At 73.7% G+C, this 15,479-nt stretch carries 15 protein-coding genes; 6 read left to right on the top strand and 9 right to left on the bottom strand.

Features of this window, described 5'->3' with window-relative positions; genetic code table 11:
• Window positions 1-78: 78 nt before the first annotated feature.
• Both BLW82_RS09645 and BLW82_RS09640 read right to left on the bottom strand, forming a co-directional pair.
• Window positions 79-1,779, bottom strand: a complete 1,701-nt coding sequence (locus tag BLW82_RS09645; RefSeq protein WP_371131320.1) for a hypothetical protein — start codon at window positions 1,777-1,779, stop codon at window positions 79-81.
• A gap of 136 nt (window positions 1,780-1,915) precedes the next feature.
• Entirely contained in the window at window positions 1,916-2,986 is a 1,071-nt protein-coding gene (locus BLW82_RS09640; protein ID WP_093498389.1) for a substrate-binding domain-containing protein, read from the bottom strand.
• 111 nt (window positions 2,987-3,097) lie between these two features.
• Here BLW82_RS09640 and BLW82_RS09635 point away from each other — a divergent pair, with 111 nt between their 5' ends.
• Window positions 3,098-3,556 carry a MarR family winged helix-turn-helix transcriptional regulator gene (locus BLW82_RS09635; RefSeq protein ID WP_093498388.1) on the top strand — a complete coding sequence of 153 codons (459 nt, stop codon included), beginning with the start codon at window positions 3,098-3,100 and terminating at the stop codon, window positions 3,554-3,556.
• A 54-nt stretch (window positions 3,557-3,610) separates the two neighbouring features.
• On the opposite strand, the gene BLW82_RS09630 is transcribed toward BLW82_RS09635, so the two are convergent.
• The gene (locus BLW82_RS09630; protein WP_093498387.1) at window positions 3,611-4,954 is read right to left on the bottom strand and encodes a hypothetical protein; all 1,344 of its coding nucleotides are present in this window, start codon (window positions 4,952-4,954) and stop codon (window positions 3,611-3,613) included.
• Between the two features lie 113 nt (window positions 4,955-5,067).
• On the opposite strand from BLW82_RS09630, the gene BLW82_RS09625 reads away from it, so the two are divergent.
• Together BLW82_RS09625 and BLW82_RS09620 are read left to right on the top strand one after the other, a co-directional pair.
• Window positions 5,068-6,312, top strand: a complete 1,245-nt coding sequence (locus BLW82_RS09625) for a molybdopterin-dependent oxidoreductase (protein WP_177232896.1) — start codon at window positions 5,068-5,070, stop codon at window positions 6,310-6,312.
• Window positions 6,312-6,770 (top strand): hypothetical protein, encoded by a 459-nt coding sequence (locus tag BLW82_RS09620; RefSeq protein WP_093498385.1) that lies wholly within the window; start codon window positions 6,312-6,314, stop codon window positions 6,768-6,770. The genes BLW82_RS09625 and BLW82_RS09620 overlap by 1 nt, the downstream gene beginning before the upstream one ends.
• On the opposite strand, the gene BLW82_RS09615 is transcribed toward BLW82_RS09620, so the two are convergent.
• The 3 genes from BLW82_RS09615 to BLW82_RS09605 all read right to left on the bottom strand — a co-directional run bounded on the left by BLW82_RS09615 (window position 6,659) and on the right by BLW82_RS09605 (window position 8,926).
• The gene (locus tag BLW82_RS09615; RefSeq protein WP_093498384.1) at window positions 6,659-7,378 is read right to left on the bottom strand and encodes a class I SAM-dependent methyltransferase; all 720 of its coding nucleotides are present in this window, start codon (window positions 7,376-7,378) and stop codon (window positions 6,659-6,661) included. The two genes, BLW82_RS09620 and BLW82_RS09615, sit on opposite strands and share 112 nt — an antisense overlap.
• On the bottom strand, window positions 7,375-8,001 hold the full coding sequence (locus BLW82_RS09610; RefSeq protein ID WP_093498383.1) for a TIGR04282 family arsenosugar biosynthesis glycosyltransferase: 627 nt from the start codon (window positions 7,999-8,001) through the stop codon (window positions 7,375-7,377). The genes BLW82_RS09615 and BLW82_RS09610 overlap by 4 nt, the downstream gene beginning before the upstream one ends.
• Before the next feature lie 199 nt (window positions 8,002-8,200).
• Window positions 8,201-8,926 carry a glycosyltransferase family 2 protein gene (locus BLW82_RS09605; RefSeq protein ID WP_177232895.1) on the bottom strand — a complete coding sequence of 242 codons (726 nt, stop codon included), beginning with the start codon at window positions 8,924-8,926 and terminating at the stop codon, window positions 8,201-8,203.
• 173 nt (window positions 8,927-9,099) lie between these two features.
• Here BLW82_RS09605 and BLW82_RS09600 point away from each other — a divergent pair, with 173 nt between their 5' ends.
• Both BLW82_RS09600 and BLW82_RS09595 read left to right on the top strand, forming a co-directional pair.
• The gene (locus BLW82_RS09600; RefSeq protein WP_093498381.1) at window positions 9,100-9,882 is read left to right on the top strand and encodes a response regulator transcription factor; all 783 of its coding nucleotides are present in this window, start codon (window positions 9,100-9,102) and stop codon (window positions 9,880-9,882) included.
• Between the two features lies 1 nt (window position 9,883).
• Window positions 9,884-10,996: a sensor histidine kinase gene (locus BLW82_RS09595; RefSeq protein WP_093498380.1), complete on the top strand. Its 1,113-nt coding sequence runs from the start codon at window positions 9,884-9,886 to the stop codon at window positions 10,994-10,996.
• Window positions 10,997-11,005: 9 nt separating this feature from the next.
• On the opposite strand, the gene BLW82_RS09590 is transcribed toward BLW82_RS09595, so the two are convergent.
• The gene (locus tag BLW82_RS09590) at window positions 11,006-11,995 is read right to left on the bottom strand and encodes an NAD-dependent epimerase/dehydratase family protein (protein WP_093498379.1); all 990 of its coding nucleotides are present in this window, start codon (window positions 11,993-11,995) and stop codon (window positions 11,006-11,008) included.
• Between the two features lie 436 nt (window positions 11,996-12,431).
• On the opposite strand from BLW82_RS09590, the gene BLW82_RS09585 reads away from it, so the two are divergent.
• On the top strand, window positions 12,432-13,658 hold the full coding sequence (locus BLW82_RS09585) for an acyltransferase family protein (RefSeq protein WP_256215732.1): 1,227 nt from the start codon (window positions 12,432-12,434) through the stop codon (window positions 13,656-13,658).
• Here the strand turns inward: BLW82_RS09585 and BLW82_RS09580 are convergent.
• Window positions 13,648-14,202, bottom strand: a complete 555-nt coding sequence (locus BLW82_RS09580; RefSeq protein WP_093498378.1) for a hypothetical protein — start codon at window positions 14,200-14,202, stop codon at window positions 13,648-13,650. The genes BLW82_RS09585 and BLW82_RS09580 overlap by 11 nt on opposite strands.
• Window positions 14,203-14,574: 372 nt before the next feature.
• Entirely contained in the window at window positions 14,575-15,345 is a 771-nt protein-coding gene (locus BLW82_RS09575) for a glycosyltransferase family protein (RefSeq protein ID WP_218162363.1), read from the bottom strand.
• Window positions 15,346-15,479 lie beyond the last annotated feature (134 nt).

The following is a 15,479-nucleotide window of genomic DNA, read 5'->3' as shown; positions in this document are numbered from 1 at the left end:
GATGGACGGCCTGCGGACGGGAACTCCGGCCCGCGCCGAGGGGCACGAGCCGGAGCGGTGGTTCGGTTCAGGTGCCGGTCAGTCCGCGGACCGCACCGTCGGCATGGCGAGCGCGACCGGGCCGGTCTTGCAGGAGTCGTGGCAGTCCTTCTCCAGGCTGCAGCACAGCGAGCAGATCGCCCCGGAGTGGAACGGGCAGCCCGCCACGTCCGGCCGCTCGAAGTCGGTCGCGCACACCGTGCAGGTCAGCGTGGCCGCCGACGGCAGCCCGTCCGGGCCGAGCAGCGGTTCTTCGAGGTCGTCGACGCGGGCGATGTAGTACTTCCCCTTCGTCAGCACCGCGAACAGCGGCGAGAGCACCATCGCCAGGAAGAGCGCGACGAACGGCGAGTACGCCTTGCCGTACGCGCCGAAGGCGTTGAAGTACGCGGCGATCGACACCGCCGACGCGATCAGCATCGAGCCGAAGCCGACCGGGTTGAAGTTGTGCAGGTGGGCCCGCTTGAACTCGATGTAGGACGGGCTCAGCTTCAGCGGCTTGTTGATGACCAGGTCGGCGACGACCGCGCCGATCCAGGCGATCGCCACGTTGGAGTAGAAGCCCAGCACGGTGTTGAGGAAGCCGAAGACGCCGCCCTCCATCAGGGCCAGGGCGATGCCGACGTTGAGGAAGATGTAGACCACACGCCCGGGATGACGGTGCGTCAGCCGGGAGAAGAAGTTCGACCAGGAGAGCGAACCGGAGTACGCGTTCGTCGAGTTGATCTTTATCTGGGAGAGGATCACGAAGAACGTGGCCAGACCCAGCGCGACCGGCGCGGCGAACGTCCTGAAACCGGACACGTACTGCTGGATCGGCTCGTTGGCCTTGGCCAGGCCCACGCTGCCGGCGATGTAGAAGGCGAGGAACGCGCCGCCGATCTGCTTGGCGGCCCCGAGCACCACCCACCCCGGACCGGCGGAGAGCACCGCACCCCACCACTTCCGGCCGTTCTCCGGCGTCTTGTCCGGCATGAACCGCAGGTAGTCCACCTGCTCACCGATCTGCGCGATCAGCGACAGCGCGACGCCCGCACCCGCGCCCACCCCGAGCATGCTGATGCCCGACCCGGTCGGCGAGTTGCCCGCGAAGTGCGTGAACTCCGAGAACTTGCCGGGCTCCTGGATCGCGATGGACACGAACGGCGCGACCATCAGCACCAGCCACACCGGCTGCGTCCACACCTGCATCTTCGACAGCGCGGTCATGCCGTAGACGACCAGCGGCAGGATGACGACCGAGCAGATCAGGTAGCCGACGGCCAGCGGGATGTGCAGGCCCAGTTCCAGGGCCTGCGCCATGATCGAGCCTTCGAGGGCGAAGAAGATGAAGGTGAAGCTGGCGTAGATGACCGAGGTGAGCGTCGAGCCGAGGTAGCCGAAGCCCGCGCCCCGGGTCAACAGGTCCATGTCGATCGAGTACTTGGCCGAGTAGTACGAGATCGGGATGCCGGTGAGGAAGATGACCACGGCCGCGGTCAGGATCGCCACCAGCGCGCTGGAGAAGCCGTTGGAGACGGCGATCGAACCGCCGATGGCGAAGTCCGCGAGATAGGCGATGCCGCCGAGCGCGGTGGTGGCGACCACGTAGGGGGTCCAGCGGCGGAAGGACTTGGGCGCGTACCGCAGCGAGTAGTCCTCCAGCGTGTCGTTCTGTGCCCAGTCGCTGTACGTGCGCTTGCCGTCCGTCCCGTCGTCCGTCACGGCCGGTGGCGCCTCTTTGCCGACGATCTCCGTCACGACTCTGCCCTCTCTCGTCCCCGGTCGTTTGCACGGAAGAGTCGCGGCGCGCTGTTTCCCGAACGTTTCACCTGCTTTAAAAGACAAAGCTTGATACTTCCCGTGGGAAGTATTGGGTCCCGAGGGCGAGTTGGGGTCAGAGCTGGGCGACGACGTGGAAGTCGAAGGCGTCCGCCCGTGCCAGGTACAGCCGTTGGGCGAGATGGTTGCCGCGCAGCCGTACGGCACCCCGCGGGCCCTCGTACGACACCGCGTCGCCGACCGCGCACATCGCCCGCACCTCCAGCGACCGGGCCCGCTCGGCCAGGGCCGCCAGCAGCCGCACCCCCTCGAAGCAGGACTCGCCGAGGCTGCCCACCACCGGGGCGTGCACCCCGAACCGGGCCGCGTGCCGGGCGCCGAAGTCGAGGCTCTCGGCGGTCGCGAGGGTCTCGAAGAAACCGGCCGCCGCCCACAGCCCGTCGGTGCCCTCCGCGCCGGTGGCCAGCAGGATGTTCTCGTCCATGTGGGTGCTCAGGCGCAGGCACCGCTGGTGCAGCCCGTACCCGGCGAACGCCCGGTTGAAGCGGGCCGCGTCCGCGCCCACCAGCAGCATCAGCACCGCGTCCGCCTCGCACCGCTCGATCCGGCGCAGCACCGGACCGAACCCCTCCGTCCCCAGGGGCACGAACACCTCGTCCCGCACCCGCCCGCCGCACTCCCGCGCGTACGCCCGTGCCGTGCGCGCGGTCACCCGCGGCCAGACGTAGTCGTTGCCCACCGTGCACCAGCGCCGCACCCCGGCCGCCTCCGTCAGCAGCCGCATCGCGGGCAGCAGTTGGGCGACGTCGGTCTCACCGGTCAGGAAGACGCCGGGAGTCCGCTCGCCGCCCTCGTACTGCGCGGTGTAGACGTACGGCACCCGGCCCGCGATCCGGGGCAGCAGCGCCTGCCGTACCGCCGAGGTGTGCCAGCCGACCACCCCGTCCACGGCGCCCAGCGAGACCAGCGCCCCCACCTCGGCCGCCACCCGCGCCGGCGGCGCCCCGCCGTCCACGGTGACCAGCCGGACCTCCCGGCCCAGCACCCCGCCCGCCGCGTTCAGTTCCTCCACGGCCAGCCGCGCGGCCGACTCGCAGGACGGCCCGAGGACCCCCGCCGGCCCCTGCAACGGCACGACCAGGGCGAGGAACAGTGTGCCGCTCCCGTCGGACGGCGCCGGACGCATCGGCCACCTCCGTGCGGGCATGGGGAACGCGGATTCCGGTCCCGGGCCCCGGCGCCGTCGCCAAGACTCGTATTCTGCGCGCACAGTAGACCTACCGGAAGGACACCGGCAATGCCGTCCGTACCCTCCTCGCCGGACCTCGCCCACCTCCTCAGCCATGCCGAGCGGCGGGTCGTGCGGCGGCTGGCCGCGGTGCTGGCCGAGGAGGACTGCACGGTCGAGGAGTGGCGGGTCCTGTCGCTCGTCGGGGACGGCCGGGGGCACCCCATGTCCGAGATCGCCGAGCACGCCCTGATGCCGGCGCCCAGCCTGACCAAGCTCGTCGACCGCATGGTCGCGGACAACCTCGTCCACCGCCGACCCGACCCGCACGACCGCCGCCGCGTCCTGCTCCACCTCACCCGGCGCGGCGAGGACCTGCACGGACGCGCCGCCCGTCGGGTCCACGACGACCAGGCCCGGCTGCTCGGAGAGCTCGGCGACGGCGCGGCCCTGGCGGATCTCCTCGCGCGGCTCACGGCGGCGGCCGAGGCCCGGTCGGCCGACCTGGGGCCGTCAGTCCTCCCGTAGCCGGATCGCCGCGGCGGGTCAGTTCGCGCGGCCTCGGGGACCCGGCCGGCGGGGTCACCAGCCGGTGAACAGCAGGTGGTTCAGCAGCAGCCCGAGCAGTGCCTGCGCCGCGAGCCAGGCGCGCGACCGGGGCAGGAACGCGCAGGCCGGCAGCAGCCACATCGCGAACGGCAGCCAGATGCGCTCCGTCTCCGCCTTGCTCATCCCGGACAGGTCGGCGAGCAGCAGGGCCAGCAGGGCGGCACCCACGAGGAAGGCGAGACGCTTCTGCGCAGGGGGCGCGGTGCGGTGGCGGACCAGCACGGCACCCGCCCGCCGCAGCCCGGCCACCGTCGCCAGGCCCGTGATGACCACCGTGCAGGCCAGGTTGGCCCACACCCAGTAGCCGTACGGCCGGGTTCCGCCGACGCCCTGGTAGTAGCGGGTGACCAGCAGCCGGTATCCCTGCCACCAGTCGAACCCCGCGAGGGTGAACACGAGCGGGACGACCGCCGCCCCGGCCACCAGCAGCGCGAGGACGACAGGGCGGGCCCGGACCCGGCGCCGGCCGAGCACCAGTACGGCCGCCCCGATCAGCGCGAAGAGCGTCAGGCCGTACGACAGGTAGCAGGTCAGTCCGTACAGCAGTCCCGCAGCCGCCGCCCAGGCCACGGACCGGCCGGTCACCGCGAGCGCCAGCAGGGCCACCGTCCAGGCGGCGACCGCCGCGAAGTACCCGTCCGCCGAGGCGCCCACCCACACCGCGGCCGGGGCCATCACCAGGAAGGGCGCGGCCCGCCGGGCCAGCCGCTCGTCGGCCAGGGCCCGCACCGCGACCAGCACGGCGACGCAGGCCGTCGAACCGACCGTGATGCACCAGGCCCCGGCCCAGCCGCCGCCGCCCAGCCCGATCCGGTCCAGGAGGACGAAGGTGAGCGTGGCCGCCGGCGGATGCCCGGCGATGTGGGCCGGCCAGGGCTGCGGCGTGCCGCTGACGATGTGGTGGGTGAAGTCCCGCAGGGCCGCCGGGATGTCGTGGAAGCGGGAGATGACCGTCAGGTACTCGTTCGGGCTGGTCAGCCTGCCCGCCACGCCCCGCTGCCAGCCGTCCACCAGCGCCAGCGACCACGTCCAGGCCAGACAGGCGCCCCAGGCCGCGCCCAGCAGCCCGCGCCAGGGCAGCCGTACGGCCAGGTTCGGCCCGTACGCCACCACCGCGACCGCGACCAGCACCGCGGCCGGGGTGCCCGGGCCGACGTGCGGGTCCCAGTCGGCGAACAGCGGCGGCCAGTGCACGAACAGGACGCGGTAGGTGTCCTGGAGGTGCCGGCCGACCAGGACGGCGCCGAGCACCAGCAGGGCGGCGGCGAGGACGGCGAGCAGATCGGCGTACCGATCACGGAGCGAAACGCGGGTCACACCGGAACGCTAGGGCGGCGACCGCGCGAGAGAGTGGATCAAGCGGCTGACGTCAGAATTTCGTCATGGGTCGCGTGCCCGTTCCGCGGCTTTCCCCGGCCTACGGTCGGACCATGAGACCCGACGATCCACGGCTCCCCACCTCGCCCGGCTTCTGGCGCAGCCCGCTGCGCGGCACCTGGTTCACCTCGGTGCTCGGACTGGTGCTGCTCGTCGGCATCACCGTGCTGTTCGTGACGGGACTGGTGTCGTACGCCGCGTACAACCCGGACCTGGCCCCGGTGAACGACCAGACCCCGGACAAGGGCATCCTCGGCTTCTACCTCTTCTCCTGGCCGACGAACCCGTACTGGCTCTACCGTGCCACCCAGGGCCTGCACGTCACCCTCGGCATCGCCCTGATCCCGGTGCTGCTCGCCAAGCTGTGGTCGGTGGTGCCCAAGCTGTTCACGCTGCCCCCGGCCCGCTCGCTGGCCCACGCCCTGGAACGGGTCTCGCTGCTGCTGCTGGTCGGCGGCGGCCTCTTCGAGTTCACGACCGGCGTCCTCAACGTGCAGCTCGACTACGTCTTTCCCGGCTCGTTCTACCCGCTGCACTTCTACGGCGCCTGGGTGTTCTTCGCCGCCTTCCTGGCGCACGCGGCACTCAAGACGCCGACGGCGCTGCGGGCGGTCCGGGAACGCCGACAGCACCGGGACGAGGGGGAGTTGGAGACCCCCAGGCCGGACGCGCCCACCGTCTCCCGGCGCGGGGCGCTGTGGTTCACGGGCGGCGCCTCCCTGCTGCTGCTCGTCACGACGGCCGGGCAGAGCATCGGGGGCGTGTGGCGCCGCACCGCGCTGCTCGCACCGCACGGCGGAGCCGACCCGGGCAGCGGTCCGGACGGCTTCCAGATCAACAAGACCGCCGCCTACGCCGGGATCGACGCGCGGGAGACCGGACCGGAGGCGTGGCGGCTCGTCGTCACCGGACGGGACGGCCGGACGGTCCGCCTCAGCCGCGCCGAACTGCTCCGGCTGCCCCTGCACAGCGCCGCGTTGCCGATCGCCTGCGTCGAGGGCTGGTCGACCTCCGACCAGTGGTGGCGCGGGGTGCGGCTGCGCGACCTCGCCGCGCTCGTCGGCTACGACACCGACCCGCCGGACGTGCTCGTCGAGTCCGTCCAGCGGCACGGCGCCTTCCGCCGCGCGGCCCTGCGCGCGAACCAGGTCGCCGACCCGCGCTCCCTGCTCGCCCTTCAGGTGAACGGCGAGGACCTGTCCCCCGACCACGGCTACCCGGCCCGCGTGATCGTGCCTGCCGCACCCGGTGTCCTCAACACCAAGTGGGTGGCCCGGATGACCTTCGGAGACCTGTGATGCGCCCGCGCCTCGTCATCGGCAGCCCCCTGCAGATCCTCCTGCTGGCCTGCTCGTTCGCACTCGCCGCCTATGCCGGGGTACGGCTGCTGGCCGGCGACTGGCTCGGCGTGGCCCTGTGGGTGGTGGGCGCTGCGCTGCTGCACGACCTCGTCCTGCTGCCGCTGTACGCGCTGGCCGACCGGGCGGTGACGCGGGGGCTGGGCGCCACCGGGCGCCGGGAGTGGACGATGTACGTCCGGGTCCCGGCCGCGCTCTCCGCGCTGCTCCTGCTGGTGTGGTTCCCGCTGATCAGCGGGATGGTGGCCGGGCACTACCGGTCGGCCACCGGCCGGTCCGTGGACGGCTACCTGGCCCGCTGGCTGCTGATCACCGCCGTGCTCTTCGGCGGCTCGGCGCTGCTGCTGGCGCGCCGGGCGCGCAGGGCGGCGAAGCGGCGCCCGCCGGTCTCCCACTGAGCCTCCGGCTCCCAGCCCCGCGCGTACCGCAGCAGGGCCGGGGTGCCCAGCCGCGCCCAGCGGAAGGGGGCGCCGACGGCTTCCCGGGCGTCGGTGAGGTGGACGTCGGCGCGTTCGTCGACGTCCATCGGCGCGGTCTCGGCGATCAGCAGCCCCCCGGGGGCGAGGAGTCGAGCCACCCGGCCGAGCAGGGCGCGCGGATCGCCGCCGATGCCGATGTTGCCGTCCATGAGCAGGACGGTGCCCCAGCGGCCCTCGCCGGGCAGCGGCTCGAAGACCGAGCGGCGCAACGCCTGGCCGCCCAGCCGCACGGTGTGGTCCACGGCGGCCGCGCTCACGTCGATGCCGAGGACGGTGCGGCCCCGGACGGCGAGTTCGGCGACCAGCCGCCCGGGGCCGCAGCCGACGTCCAGGACCGCGCCCTCGCAGCGGTCCAGGACGGCCAGGTCGACCGGGTCGGCCCGCGCGCACCAGCGCTCGACGTCCAGGGGCAGCAGCCAGCCGTCGGTGCGGCGCAGGAACAGCGGGCCGTGCCCGGCGCGCAGCGCGGCCGCGTAGGGGTCGGCGCCGGTCCAGCCCGTCCGGGGGACGGGCGGCGAGGTGGTCATCGGCGGTCCGTTCCGCTGGGGGCCGCGCACCGGGACAGCAGGGCCGCGAACCGGCCCTGCGGGACGAGGGCGGCGACGGCGGCCGCGTCGGCCGCGGTGTCCACGTCCCGGAGCCGGGGGAGGTCGCACACCCGCAGCCCGGCGCCGACGAGGCGCCGCCGCTGGACGGCGCCGGTCTCCGGCGTCGACATCGGCACCCCGCGCAGCAGGGCCGGGTCGGGGTCGGCCAGCCCCAGCGCCCAGAACCCGCCGTCCTCGGCGTCGCCGAAGTACGCGTCGCACTCCGCGAAGTCCACGGTGAGCAGGGCCGGGGTGACCTGCGGGGTGTCCATGCCGATGAGGAGGGCGGGGCCCGCGCAGTGCGCGAACGCGTCGGCGAGCCGCTCGTCCAGCCCTCCGCCGCACTGCGGCACGACGTCGAAGCCGGGCGGCAGCCAGGGGCCGGGTTCCCCGTCGAGCACCAGCACGCGGCGGGCGGCCGGGGCCGCGGCCACGGCGTCCAGGGTGTCGGCGAGCGACGCCTCGGCGAGCGCGGCGGCCTGCGCGGGCGAGAAGGGCGGGGTGAGCCGCGTCTTGACCCTGCCGGGGCGGGGTTCCTTGGCGATGACTAGGAGGGTGGTCATGCGGGGGTTCCTTGGGGAGCGCGGGTGGGTGGGGGCTGGGGGCGGGGGTGGGGGCGCGCACCAGCGCGGCCGGCTGCCGCCGCGCCCACCGGTGGCCCCCCTGCGGCACGCCTGCCCGCAGCTGAGTGGCTGCGGCGGGCGTAGCGCCCCGTAAGGGCGCCGGGGTACCCCCCCGCCGAAGGCTGGGGGGACTGCGCGATCAGCCCCCGCCGACCGGCACCCGAGGTCGCTCCCTCAGCACCCGGCTCATGTCCCGCACCGCCTGAAAGGTGCCTCGCCAGGTCCCCGTCACCTTCGACGCACCGGTGCGCGGCAGGTACGCCACCTCGTGCTCGGTGATGCGCCACCCCGCGTCGGCGGCGCGAACGACCATCTGCAGGGGATAACCGCTGCGCCGGTCGTCGAGCGACAGCGCGAGCAGCCCCTCACGGCGAGCCGCCCGCAGCGGACCGAGGTCGTGCAGGCGCAGGCCCGTGCGGCGCCGCAGCATCCGTGCCAGCGCCAGATTCCCCGCGCGGGCATGCGCGGGCCACGCGCCCCGCCCCTCGGGACGCCGCCGGCCGAGCACCAAGTCCGCCTCGCCGTCCAGGACTTCCCGCACGAACGGCACGAGGAGCCCCGGGTCGAGCGAGGCGTCGCAGTCGCAGAAGCACACGATGCCGGCGGTCGCCGCGGTCAGTCCCGCGTGGCACGCCGCGCCGAAGCCGCGCCGTGCCTCGTGGACGACGGTCGCCCCGTACGCCCGGGCGATGTCCGCCGAGCCGTCGGTGGAGCCGTTGTCCACCACGAGGGCCCGCCAGCCCGCCGGGATCCGGCCGAGCACCCAGGGCAGCGCCTCCGCCTCGTTCAGACAGGGCAGGACGACGTCCACGTCCGTCGCCGGGGACGGAGAGGGAGAAGAAGGTGAGGTGGTCACGGCCCTCACCCTACGAACACGAACAGGACATTCCGGGCTTCGGCTGCTTACGAAACGCGGACGTCGGCGCCCGGCGGCACCGGCGCCCCCCGCCTCCGCGGTTTCTTACGAAACGCGGACGTCGCACCCCGGGCCCAGGCCCGGCCGCGACACCCGCGACGGCCCGGTGCGAGGGTGGAGGCATGCAGCAGCCGTACGAGCTCACCGAGGCCGGGACCACCGCCGGTGCCGCCCGGGTCCTGGTCGTGGACGACGACCCGACCGTCGCCGAGATCGTCGCCGGGTACCTGGACCGCGCCGGGTACCTGGTCGACCACGCCGATGACGGACCCACCGCCCTGACCCGCGCCGCCGCCCACTGGCCCGACCTGGTCGTGCTCGACCTGATGCTGCCCGGCATGGACGGCCTGGAGGTCTGCCGGCGGCTGCGCGGCCACGCCCCCGTCCCGGTCATCATGCTCACCGCGCGCGGCGACGAGGACGACCGCATCCTCGGCCTGGAGGTCGGCGCCGACGACTACGTCACCAAGCCCTTCAGCCCCCGGGAGCTGGTCCTGCGGGTGGAGTCGGTGCTGCGCCGCAGCCGCCCCGCCCCCACCGACCGGTCCTTCTCGTCCGCCGGGCTCACCCTGGACCCCGGCGCCCGGCGCGCCACCAAGGACGGCAACGAACTCGCCCTCACCTTGCGGGAGTTCGACCTCCTCGCGTTCTTCCTGCGGAACCCGGGACGGGCGTACGGCAGGGAGGACCTGATGCGCGCGGTGTGGGGCTGGGACTTCGGCGACCTGTCCACCGTCACGGTCCACGTCCGCCGGCTGCGCGCCAAGGTGGAGGACGACCCGGCCCGGCCGCGGCTGATCCAGACGGTGTGGGGCGTCGGCTACCGCTTCGAGCCGAACGGAGAGGACGACCGGAACGGCCGAGGCGCCCAAGGCGGCCCGGGCGGACGGGAAGGGGCGGCCTGACATGCGCGACACCCTCCTCATCGCCCTGTACGCCTTCGCCGGCGCCGCCGGTACCGGACTGCTCGGGGCGGCCGCGCTGCGCCTGCTGCGGCGCCGCTCGCTGACCGCGTCCCTCACGGTGGTCGCCGTCGTCGGCGTGGTCGCGATGCTCGCCGGCACCCTGGCGGTCGCCTGGGCGATGTTCCTCTCCTCGCACGACCTGTCCGTGGTGACGACGGTCGTCGCGATGGCGGCCGTGGTGTCCCTCGCGACCGCGCTGATACTGGGCCGCTGGGTGGTCGCCCGCAGCCGTGAACTCGTCCTCGCGGCACGTTCGTTCGGCGAGGACGGCGACTTCGCCGCGCCGCCGGTCCCGACCACCGCCGAACTGGCGGAGGTGAGCCGCGAACTGGCGGCGACCAGCGCGAAGCTCGCCGAGTCCAGGGAGCGGGAGCGGGCGCTGGAGACCTCGCGACGGGAGCTCGTAGCCTGGATCTCGCACGACCTGCGCACCCCGCTGGCCGGTCTGCGCGCCATGTCGGAGGCCCTGGAGGACGGCGTCGCCACCGACCCCGACCGCTACCACAAGCAGATCCGCACCGAGGTCGAGCGCCTCAACGACATGGTCGGCGACCTCTTCGAACTCTCCCGCATCCACGCCGGCACGCTCGCCCTGAGCCCGAGCCGGATGTCGGTGTACGACCTCGTCGGCGACGCCCTCGCCGGTGTCGATCCGCTGGCCCGGGAGCACGGGGTACGGCTGGTCGGCGACCGGGTGGAGCCGGTGCCGGTCGAGGTGGACGGCAAGGAGATGAGCCGGGTGCTGGGCAACCTGCTGGTGAACGCCATCCGCCGGACGCCCCCCGACGGCACGGTCGCGGTCGCCGCCGAACGGTCGGCCGGGGGCGCCGTCGTCCTGTCCGTCACGGACGGCTGCGGCGGCATCCCCGACGAGGACCTGCCCCGCGTCTTCGACACCGGCTGGCGCGGCACCCACGCCCGGACCCCGCCGGCCGGGGCGGGCCTCGGTCTCGCCATCGTGCGCGGGATCGTCGAGGCCCACCAGGGCCGGGCCACCGTGCACAACATCCCCGGCGGCTGCCGCTTCGAGGTCACCCTCCCCGCGGCGCCGTGACACGGGTGGCTACCGCGCCTGTGCGAACTCCCGCATCCCCTCGGCGAACCCGACCTCGGCCTTCCACCCCAGCGCGGCCCGCAGCCGGGCGGAGTCGGCCGTGATGTGCCGTACGTCGCCGAGGCGGTACTCCCCGGTGACCACCGGCAGCGGCCCGCCGTGCGCCTCGGCCAGCGCGCGGGCCATCTCGCCGACGGTGTGCGGCTCGCCGCTTCCGGTGTTGTACGCGGTCAGCACCCCCGGCGCGGAGCCCGCCTCCAGCGCCGCCACGTTGGCGGCGGCCACGTCCCGGACGTGCACGAAGTCCCGGCGCTGCCGCCCGTCCTCGTACACCCGGGGCGCCTCGCCCCGGGCCAGCGCGGAACGGAAGAAGGAGGCGACGCCCGCGTAGGGCGTGTCGCGCGGCATCCGGGGCCCGTACACGTTGTGGTAGCGCAGCGACACCGCCGAACCGCCCGTCGACCGGGCCCACGCGGCGGCCAGATGCTCCTGGGCCAGCTTGGTCGTGGCGTACACGTTGCGCGGATCGACGGGCGCGTCCTCGCCCACCAGCCCCGGCGTCAGCTCCTGCCCGCACACCGGGCAGTTCGGCTCGAACCGTCCCGCGTCCAGATCGGCGACCGCGCGCGGCCCGGGCCGTACGACACCGTGCCGCGGGCACGCGTACCGCCCCTCCCCGTACACGACCATCGACCCGGCGAGCACGAGGTGGCCCACCCCCGCCTCGGCCATCGCGGTGAGCAGTACGGCCGTGCCGAGGTCGTTGCGGGAGACGTATTCCGCCGCGTCGCCGAACCCGGCCCCCAGGCCGACCATCGCGGCCTGGTGGCAGACCGCGTCCACGCCCGCGAGGGCCCGCCCCACCGCCACCGGGCTGCGCACGTCGGCGCCCGGGTCGTCCCGCACGTCGAACACGACCGCCTCGTGCCCACGCGCGGTCAGCGCCTCGACGACATGGGACCCGATGAACCCGGCACCGCCGGTGACCAGTACACGCATGGGGCCACGCTAGGCGCGCGCGGCCCCCGGACCACGCGCCCACGCCCGCACGTCACGACTCCGTAAGGCGCCGTCCGCCGGTAGGGCTCCTCGCGGTCGACGCCCCCGGTCTCCACCGGCGCACCGGCGGGAACGCCTGCGGTACCCGGGCCGGTTCCTCGGCGTTGCCGTCTCGCGGACCCGGACGTCCCGCACCGTCCGCGCCTCGCACCACGTGCCGTCGCCGGGCCGCCGCCCCCGGACGGCGCGCGCGAAGAGGGCCGGCTCCGGCAGGGTCTCCTCGAAGCCCCCGGAGACCTTGGCGGGGACGGCCGGGCGCGGTGGCTGAACGGCTCGGCCGGGGGCCACGTACCTGTCGCTGTGGGCGGTTCCGTGCCGCCGAAAGGCATCGGTGCCGCGCGGCAGCCGATGGTCACAGGAAGGCCGAACCATTTCCGTGGATGCGAGTCGCCCAACCGGCAGCGCTCTCGACCTGGCCGTCCCCGCACGCCGGGAGGAGACCGGGACCGGGGACGGGAACGCGCCCGAGCCCCGGCGGCGGGCGCCCGCGCAACTGCGGGGCCTGGACGGCCTCCGCGGCCTGGCGGCGCTGTACGTCGTGCTGTTCCACTGCTGGCTGTACACCTTCCCCGGCTATCCGCACAGTTCGGCGCCGCCGTGGCTGGGCGGGCTGATGTTCGGGCGCCTCGCAGTCGTCTTCTTCCTCGTGCTGTCCGGGTTCTCCCTGGCGATCTCCCCGGCGCGGCACGGCTGGCGGCCCTCCGGTGCCGGCGAGTTCCTGCGCCGGCGCGCCTGGCGCATCCTGCCGCCGTACTGGGCGGCGCTGGCCCTGAGCCTGCTGGTCTCGTGGTGCGTGGTGCCGGCCTCGCACTTCGGGCCGCCCACCGGTGCGACGGTCCTGGTGTACGGTCTGGTCGCCCAGGACATGGTCACCGCCCCGACGCCGAACGGCGCGTTCTGGTCGATAGGGGTGGAGGCCGAGCTCTACCTCCTCTTCCCCCTGCTCCTCCTCGTCCGCCGGCGCTGGGGCGCGGCGGTCCTGGCCGCGGCGGTGACACTCCCGGTGGTCGTCCTCGGTCTGACGGCGCCCGGCGCCAACCCGGTGGAGGGCGACAACTGGCTCGCACCCCATCTCGCCCCGGTGTTCGCCGCGGGCGTCGCGGGCGCGGGCATCGTCACCGCATCGGACCGGGTGCGGCGACTGCCGTGGGGATGGTTCGCCGTCCTGGCCGCCCTGCCGGTGCTGGTCCTCGGCGCCGTCCGCGGTTCCGCCTGGACGGTGAACCACTACTTCTGGATCGACCTCGCCGTCGCCCCCGCCATGACGATGCTGCTCGCCGCCGTCGCCACCGGGAAGCCCGCCCTCCTCCTACGGCTCCTGACGGCACGTCCCGTCCACGGCCTCGGCAGCTTCTCCTACAGCCTCTACCTGATCCATCTCCCGATCGTCCTGGCCGTGATACGCCGCATCGCCCCGCACTTCGTGTCGCCGGGACTGCCCACGTTCTGGTTCACCCTGGCGGTGGGTCTGCCGGTCTCGACATGCACGGCGTGGCTCTTCTCCAGGTTGTTCGAAATTCCATTCAAAAAGAACAGGTCCTGGAAATCCTTTGTCGCGGCTCGTTCCGGTGCCGCGGTCCGTTCGCCGGGCATCAGCCCGTGACGGTGGACTTCTGGCCGGTGGGAGTGACGGCGTGCCACTCCCCGTCCTTCCCCTGGCCGTTCGTCTGTCCGGCCGCCGTGTCGCCGACGTACCGGTAGAGCGGCCAGCCGGCGAGGGTGAGCTGTGTCCGGCCGTTGCGGTGGACCGTGCCGAGAAGGCTCTTGTCCACCCCCGAGGTCTGTACGGACTCCGGCACGATCACCGGCAGCCACGTCTTGGTGCAGGCGCCGGAGCACGTCCACTTGGAGGGGTTCGCCTCGTCCTTGTCGTAGCGGTAGAGGGTCAGCCCCTTGTCGTCGGTGACGATGCTGCCCAGCCCCTGGGCCGTCCTGGTCGTCACCACGGCGGTCGTGGCCGTCCGCCCGCTCGCGGAGCTGCCGCCGACGGCCGGTGCGGAGGTCACCGGATCCGCGGTGGCCGACGTGACCGGGGCGGCCGGGGCGGCGTTGCCGGTGTCGGTGCCGTTGGAGGAGCCGCACGCCCCCAGCAGGAGAGCGGAGGCGAGCCCCAGGGCGAGGCTCGGGCCGATGCGTCGCGGGATCAAGGAAGGTGCCCTTCGTCGGAGTCGCGTCTACCTGCCCCTTCAGTACGTCGGCCGGCTCCCGCCCGCTCAGCCGCCGCGCTCACGTGACGCACTTTTGACCATCGCCGGACACCCGCAGCGGATCGGCCGGTTCGTCGCCGTCCCGGTCGTAGGTGCTCCCGTCGAGGAGCCCGGGGCAGCCGGCAGGAGCGTTCCCGGAGCCCGGGGAGTGGTCCGGGACCGGGTGAGCAGGTTGCGGTTGTCCGGGAACCGGGCGAGTCCGCGCTGGTGGCCGAGGTCCGCCCGCAGCCGGGTGCGGACGGAGCCGGGGTCCTCGTGGACCAGGCGGCCGTAGAGCCGCTTGCCGTACAGGACACCTCGGACCGGGACGGATCAGCCCGCGGAGGTGTTGTAGTTGACGATCCCCTCCACCATGAGAGCGGTCGCACCCGGCAGCGGGCTGTCCACCCCCTTGCCCACCACGTCGGGTAACCGGTGCGCCTCCTCCTCGGTCGCCGCCACCATGCCCCAGAAGGCGTTGAAGCCCGAGGGGTCCGCCGGTTTGTCGGCGGCCGCACCGACGGTCAGGACGCCGCCCTCCCCGGCCACGGCGAGCGCGCCCATCTGCCGCAGCGTGCCGGGGTCCCGCTCTTCGGCGGCCACCACGCTCCACCCCGTCACCGTCACGCACCGCAGAGCGGCGAGAAGGCTGCCGGCGCTGTCCTGCCCGGTCAGGACGATGTCGGGCAGGACCAGGGCCACCGGCCCCCGGGTCATCGGCAGACCGGAGCGGATCGCGCCCTCGAGGCCCGGTTCGAGCGACTCGTCCTGGTAGACGAAGACCATCTGAAGGGTCCTGGCATAGCGGGCGAGATAACCCACCGTGTCGAGCTTGTGCGGCCCGAACACGACGACCACGCGCACGTCGAGGCCGCTGTCGGCCAGTGCGACGACGGCTTCCAGGCTGCGGTCCAGCACGGTGACCCCGGGGGCCAGACAGTGCAGCTCTTTCGGGTAGGGGGCGCTGAAGCGCGTTCCGAATCCGGCGCAGGGCAGGATGATCGAGACATCGGGGACGGGCGCGGAAGAACGATGCATGGAGTGGCTCTCGGATTCTGTCGTCGACCGGGGAACCTTGCGCGCCTTGCCGTTGTGTGCGGACATGCTCGCGATCACCGTAATGACCGGAGCGGCTCCAGGCGAGACGGCCGTCGGCCCGCGAGGGCCCGCACCGCGCCCGCATGGAGCACGACGTGCCTGGGTATCCAGCACCACGGTGCTCGCGGAACCTCCGCCGC

The sequence above is a fragment of the Streptomyces sp. Ag109_O5-10 genome, assembly GCF_900105755.1.
GTDB lineage: Bacteria > Actinomycetota > Actinomycetes > Streptomycetales > Streptomycetaceae > Streptomyces.
This window is presented reverse-complemented; position numbering and strand designations above follow the sequence as displayed.

Coding starts and splice junctions, on each gene's coding strand:
- BLW82_RS09600 (WP_093498381.1), top strand. CDS start 9,100: ATGCAGCAGCCGTACGAGCTCACCGAGGCCGGGACCACCGCCGGTGCC.
- BLW82_RS09575 (WP_218162363.1), bottom strand. CDS start 15,345: ATGTCCGCACACAACGGCAAGGCGCGCAAGGTTCCCCGGTCGACGACA.
- BLW82_RS09595 (WP_093498380.1), top strand. CDS start 9,884: ATGCGCGACACCCTCCTCATCGCCCTGTACGCCTTCGCCGGCGCCGCC.
- BLW82_RS09635 (WP_093498388.1), top strand. CDS start 3,098: ATGCCGTCCGTACCCTCCTCGCCGGACCTCGCCCACCTCCTCAGCCAT.
- BLW82_RS09590 (WP_093498379.1), bottom strand. CDS start 11,995: ATGCGTGTACTGGTCACCGGCGGTGCCGGGTTCATCGGGTCCCATGTC.
- BLW82_RS09640 (WP_093498389.1), bottom strand. CDS start 2,986: ATGCGTCCGGCGCCGTCCGACGGGAGCGGCACACTGTTCCTCGCCCTG.
- BLW82_RS09615 (WP_093498384.1), bottom strand. CDS start 7,378: ATGACCACCTCGCCGCCCGTCCCCCGGACGGGCTGGACCGGCGCCGAC.
- BLW82_RS09610 (WP_093498383.1), bottom strand. CDS start 8,001: ATGACCACCCTCCTAGTCATCGCCAAGGAACCCCGCCCCGGCAGGGTC.
- BLW82_RS09620 (WP_093498385.1), top strand. CDS start 6,312: ATGCGCCCGCGCCTCGTCATCGGCAGCCCCCTGCAGATCCTCCTGCTG.
- BLW82_RS09625 (WP_177232896.1), top strand. CDS start 5,068: ATGAGACCCGACGATCCACGGCTCCCCACCTCGCCCGGCTTCTGGCGC.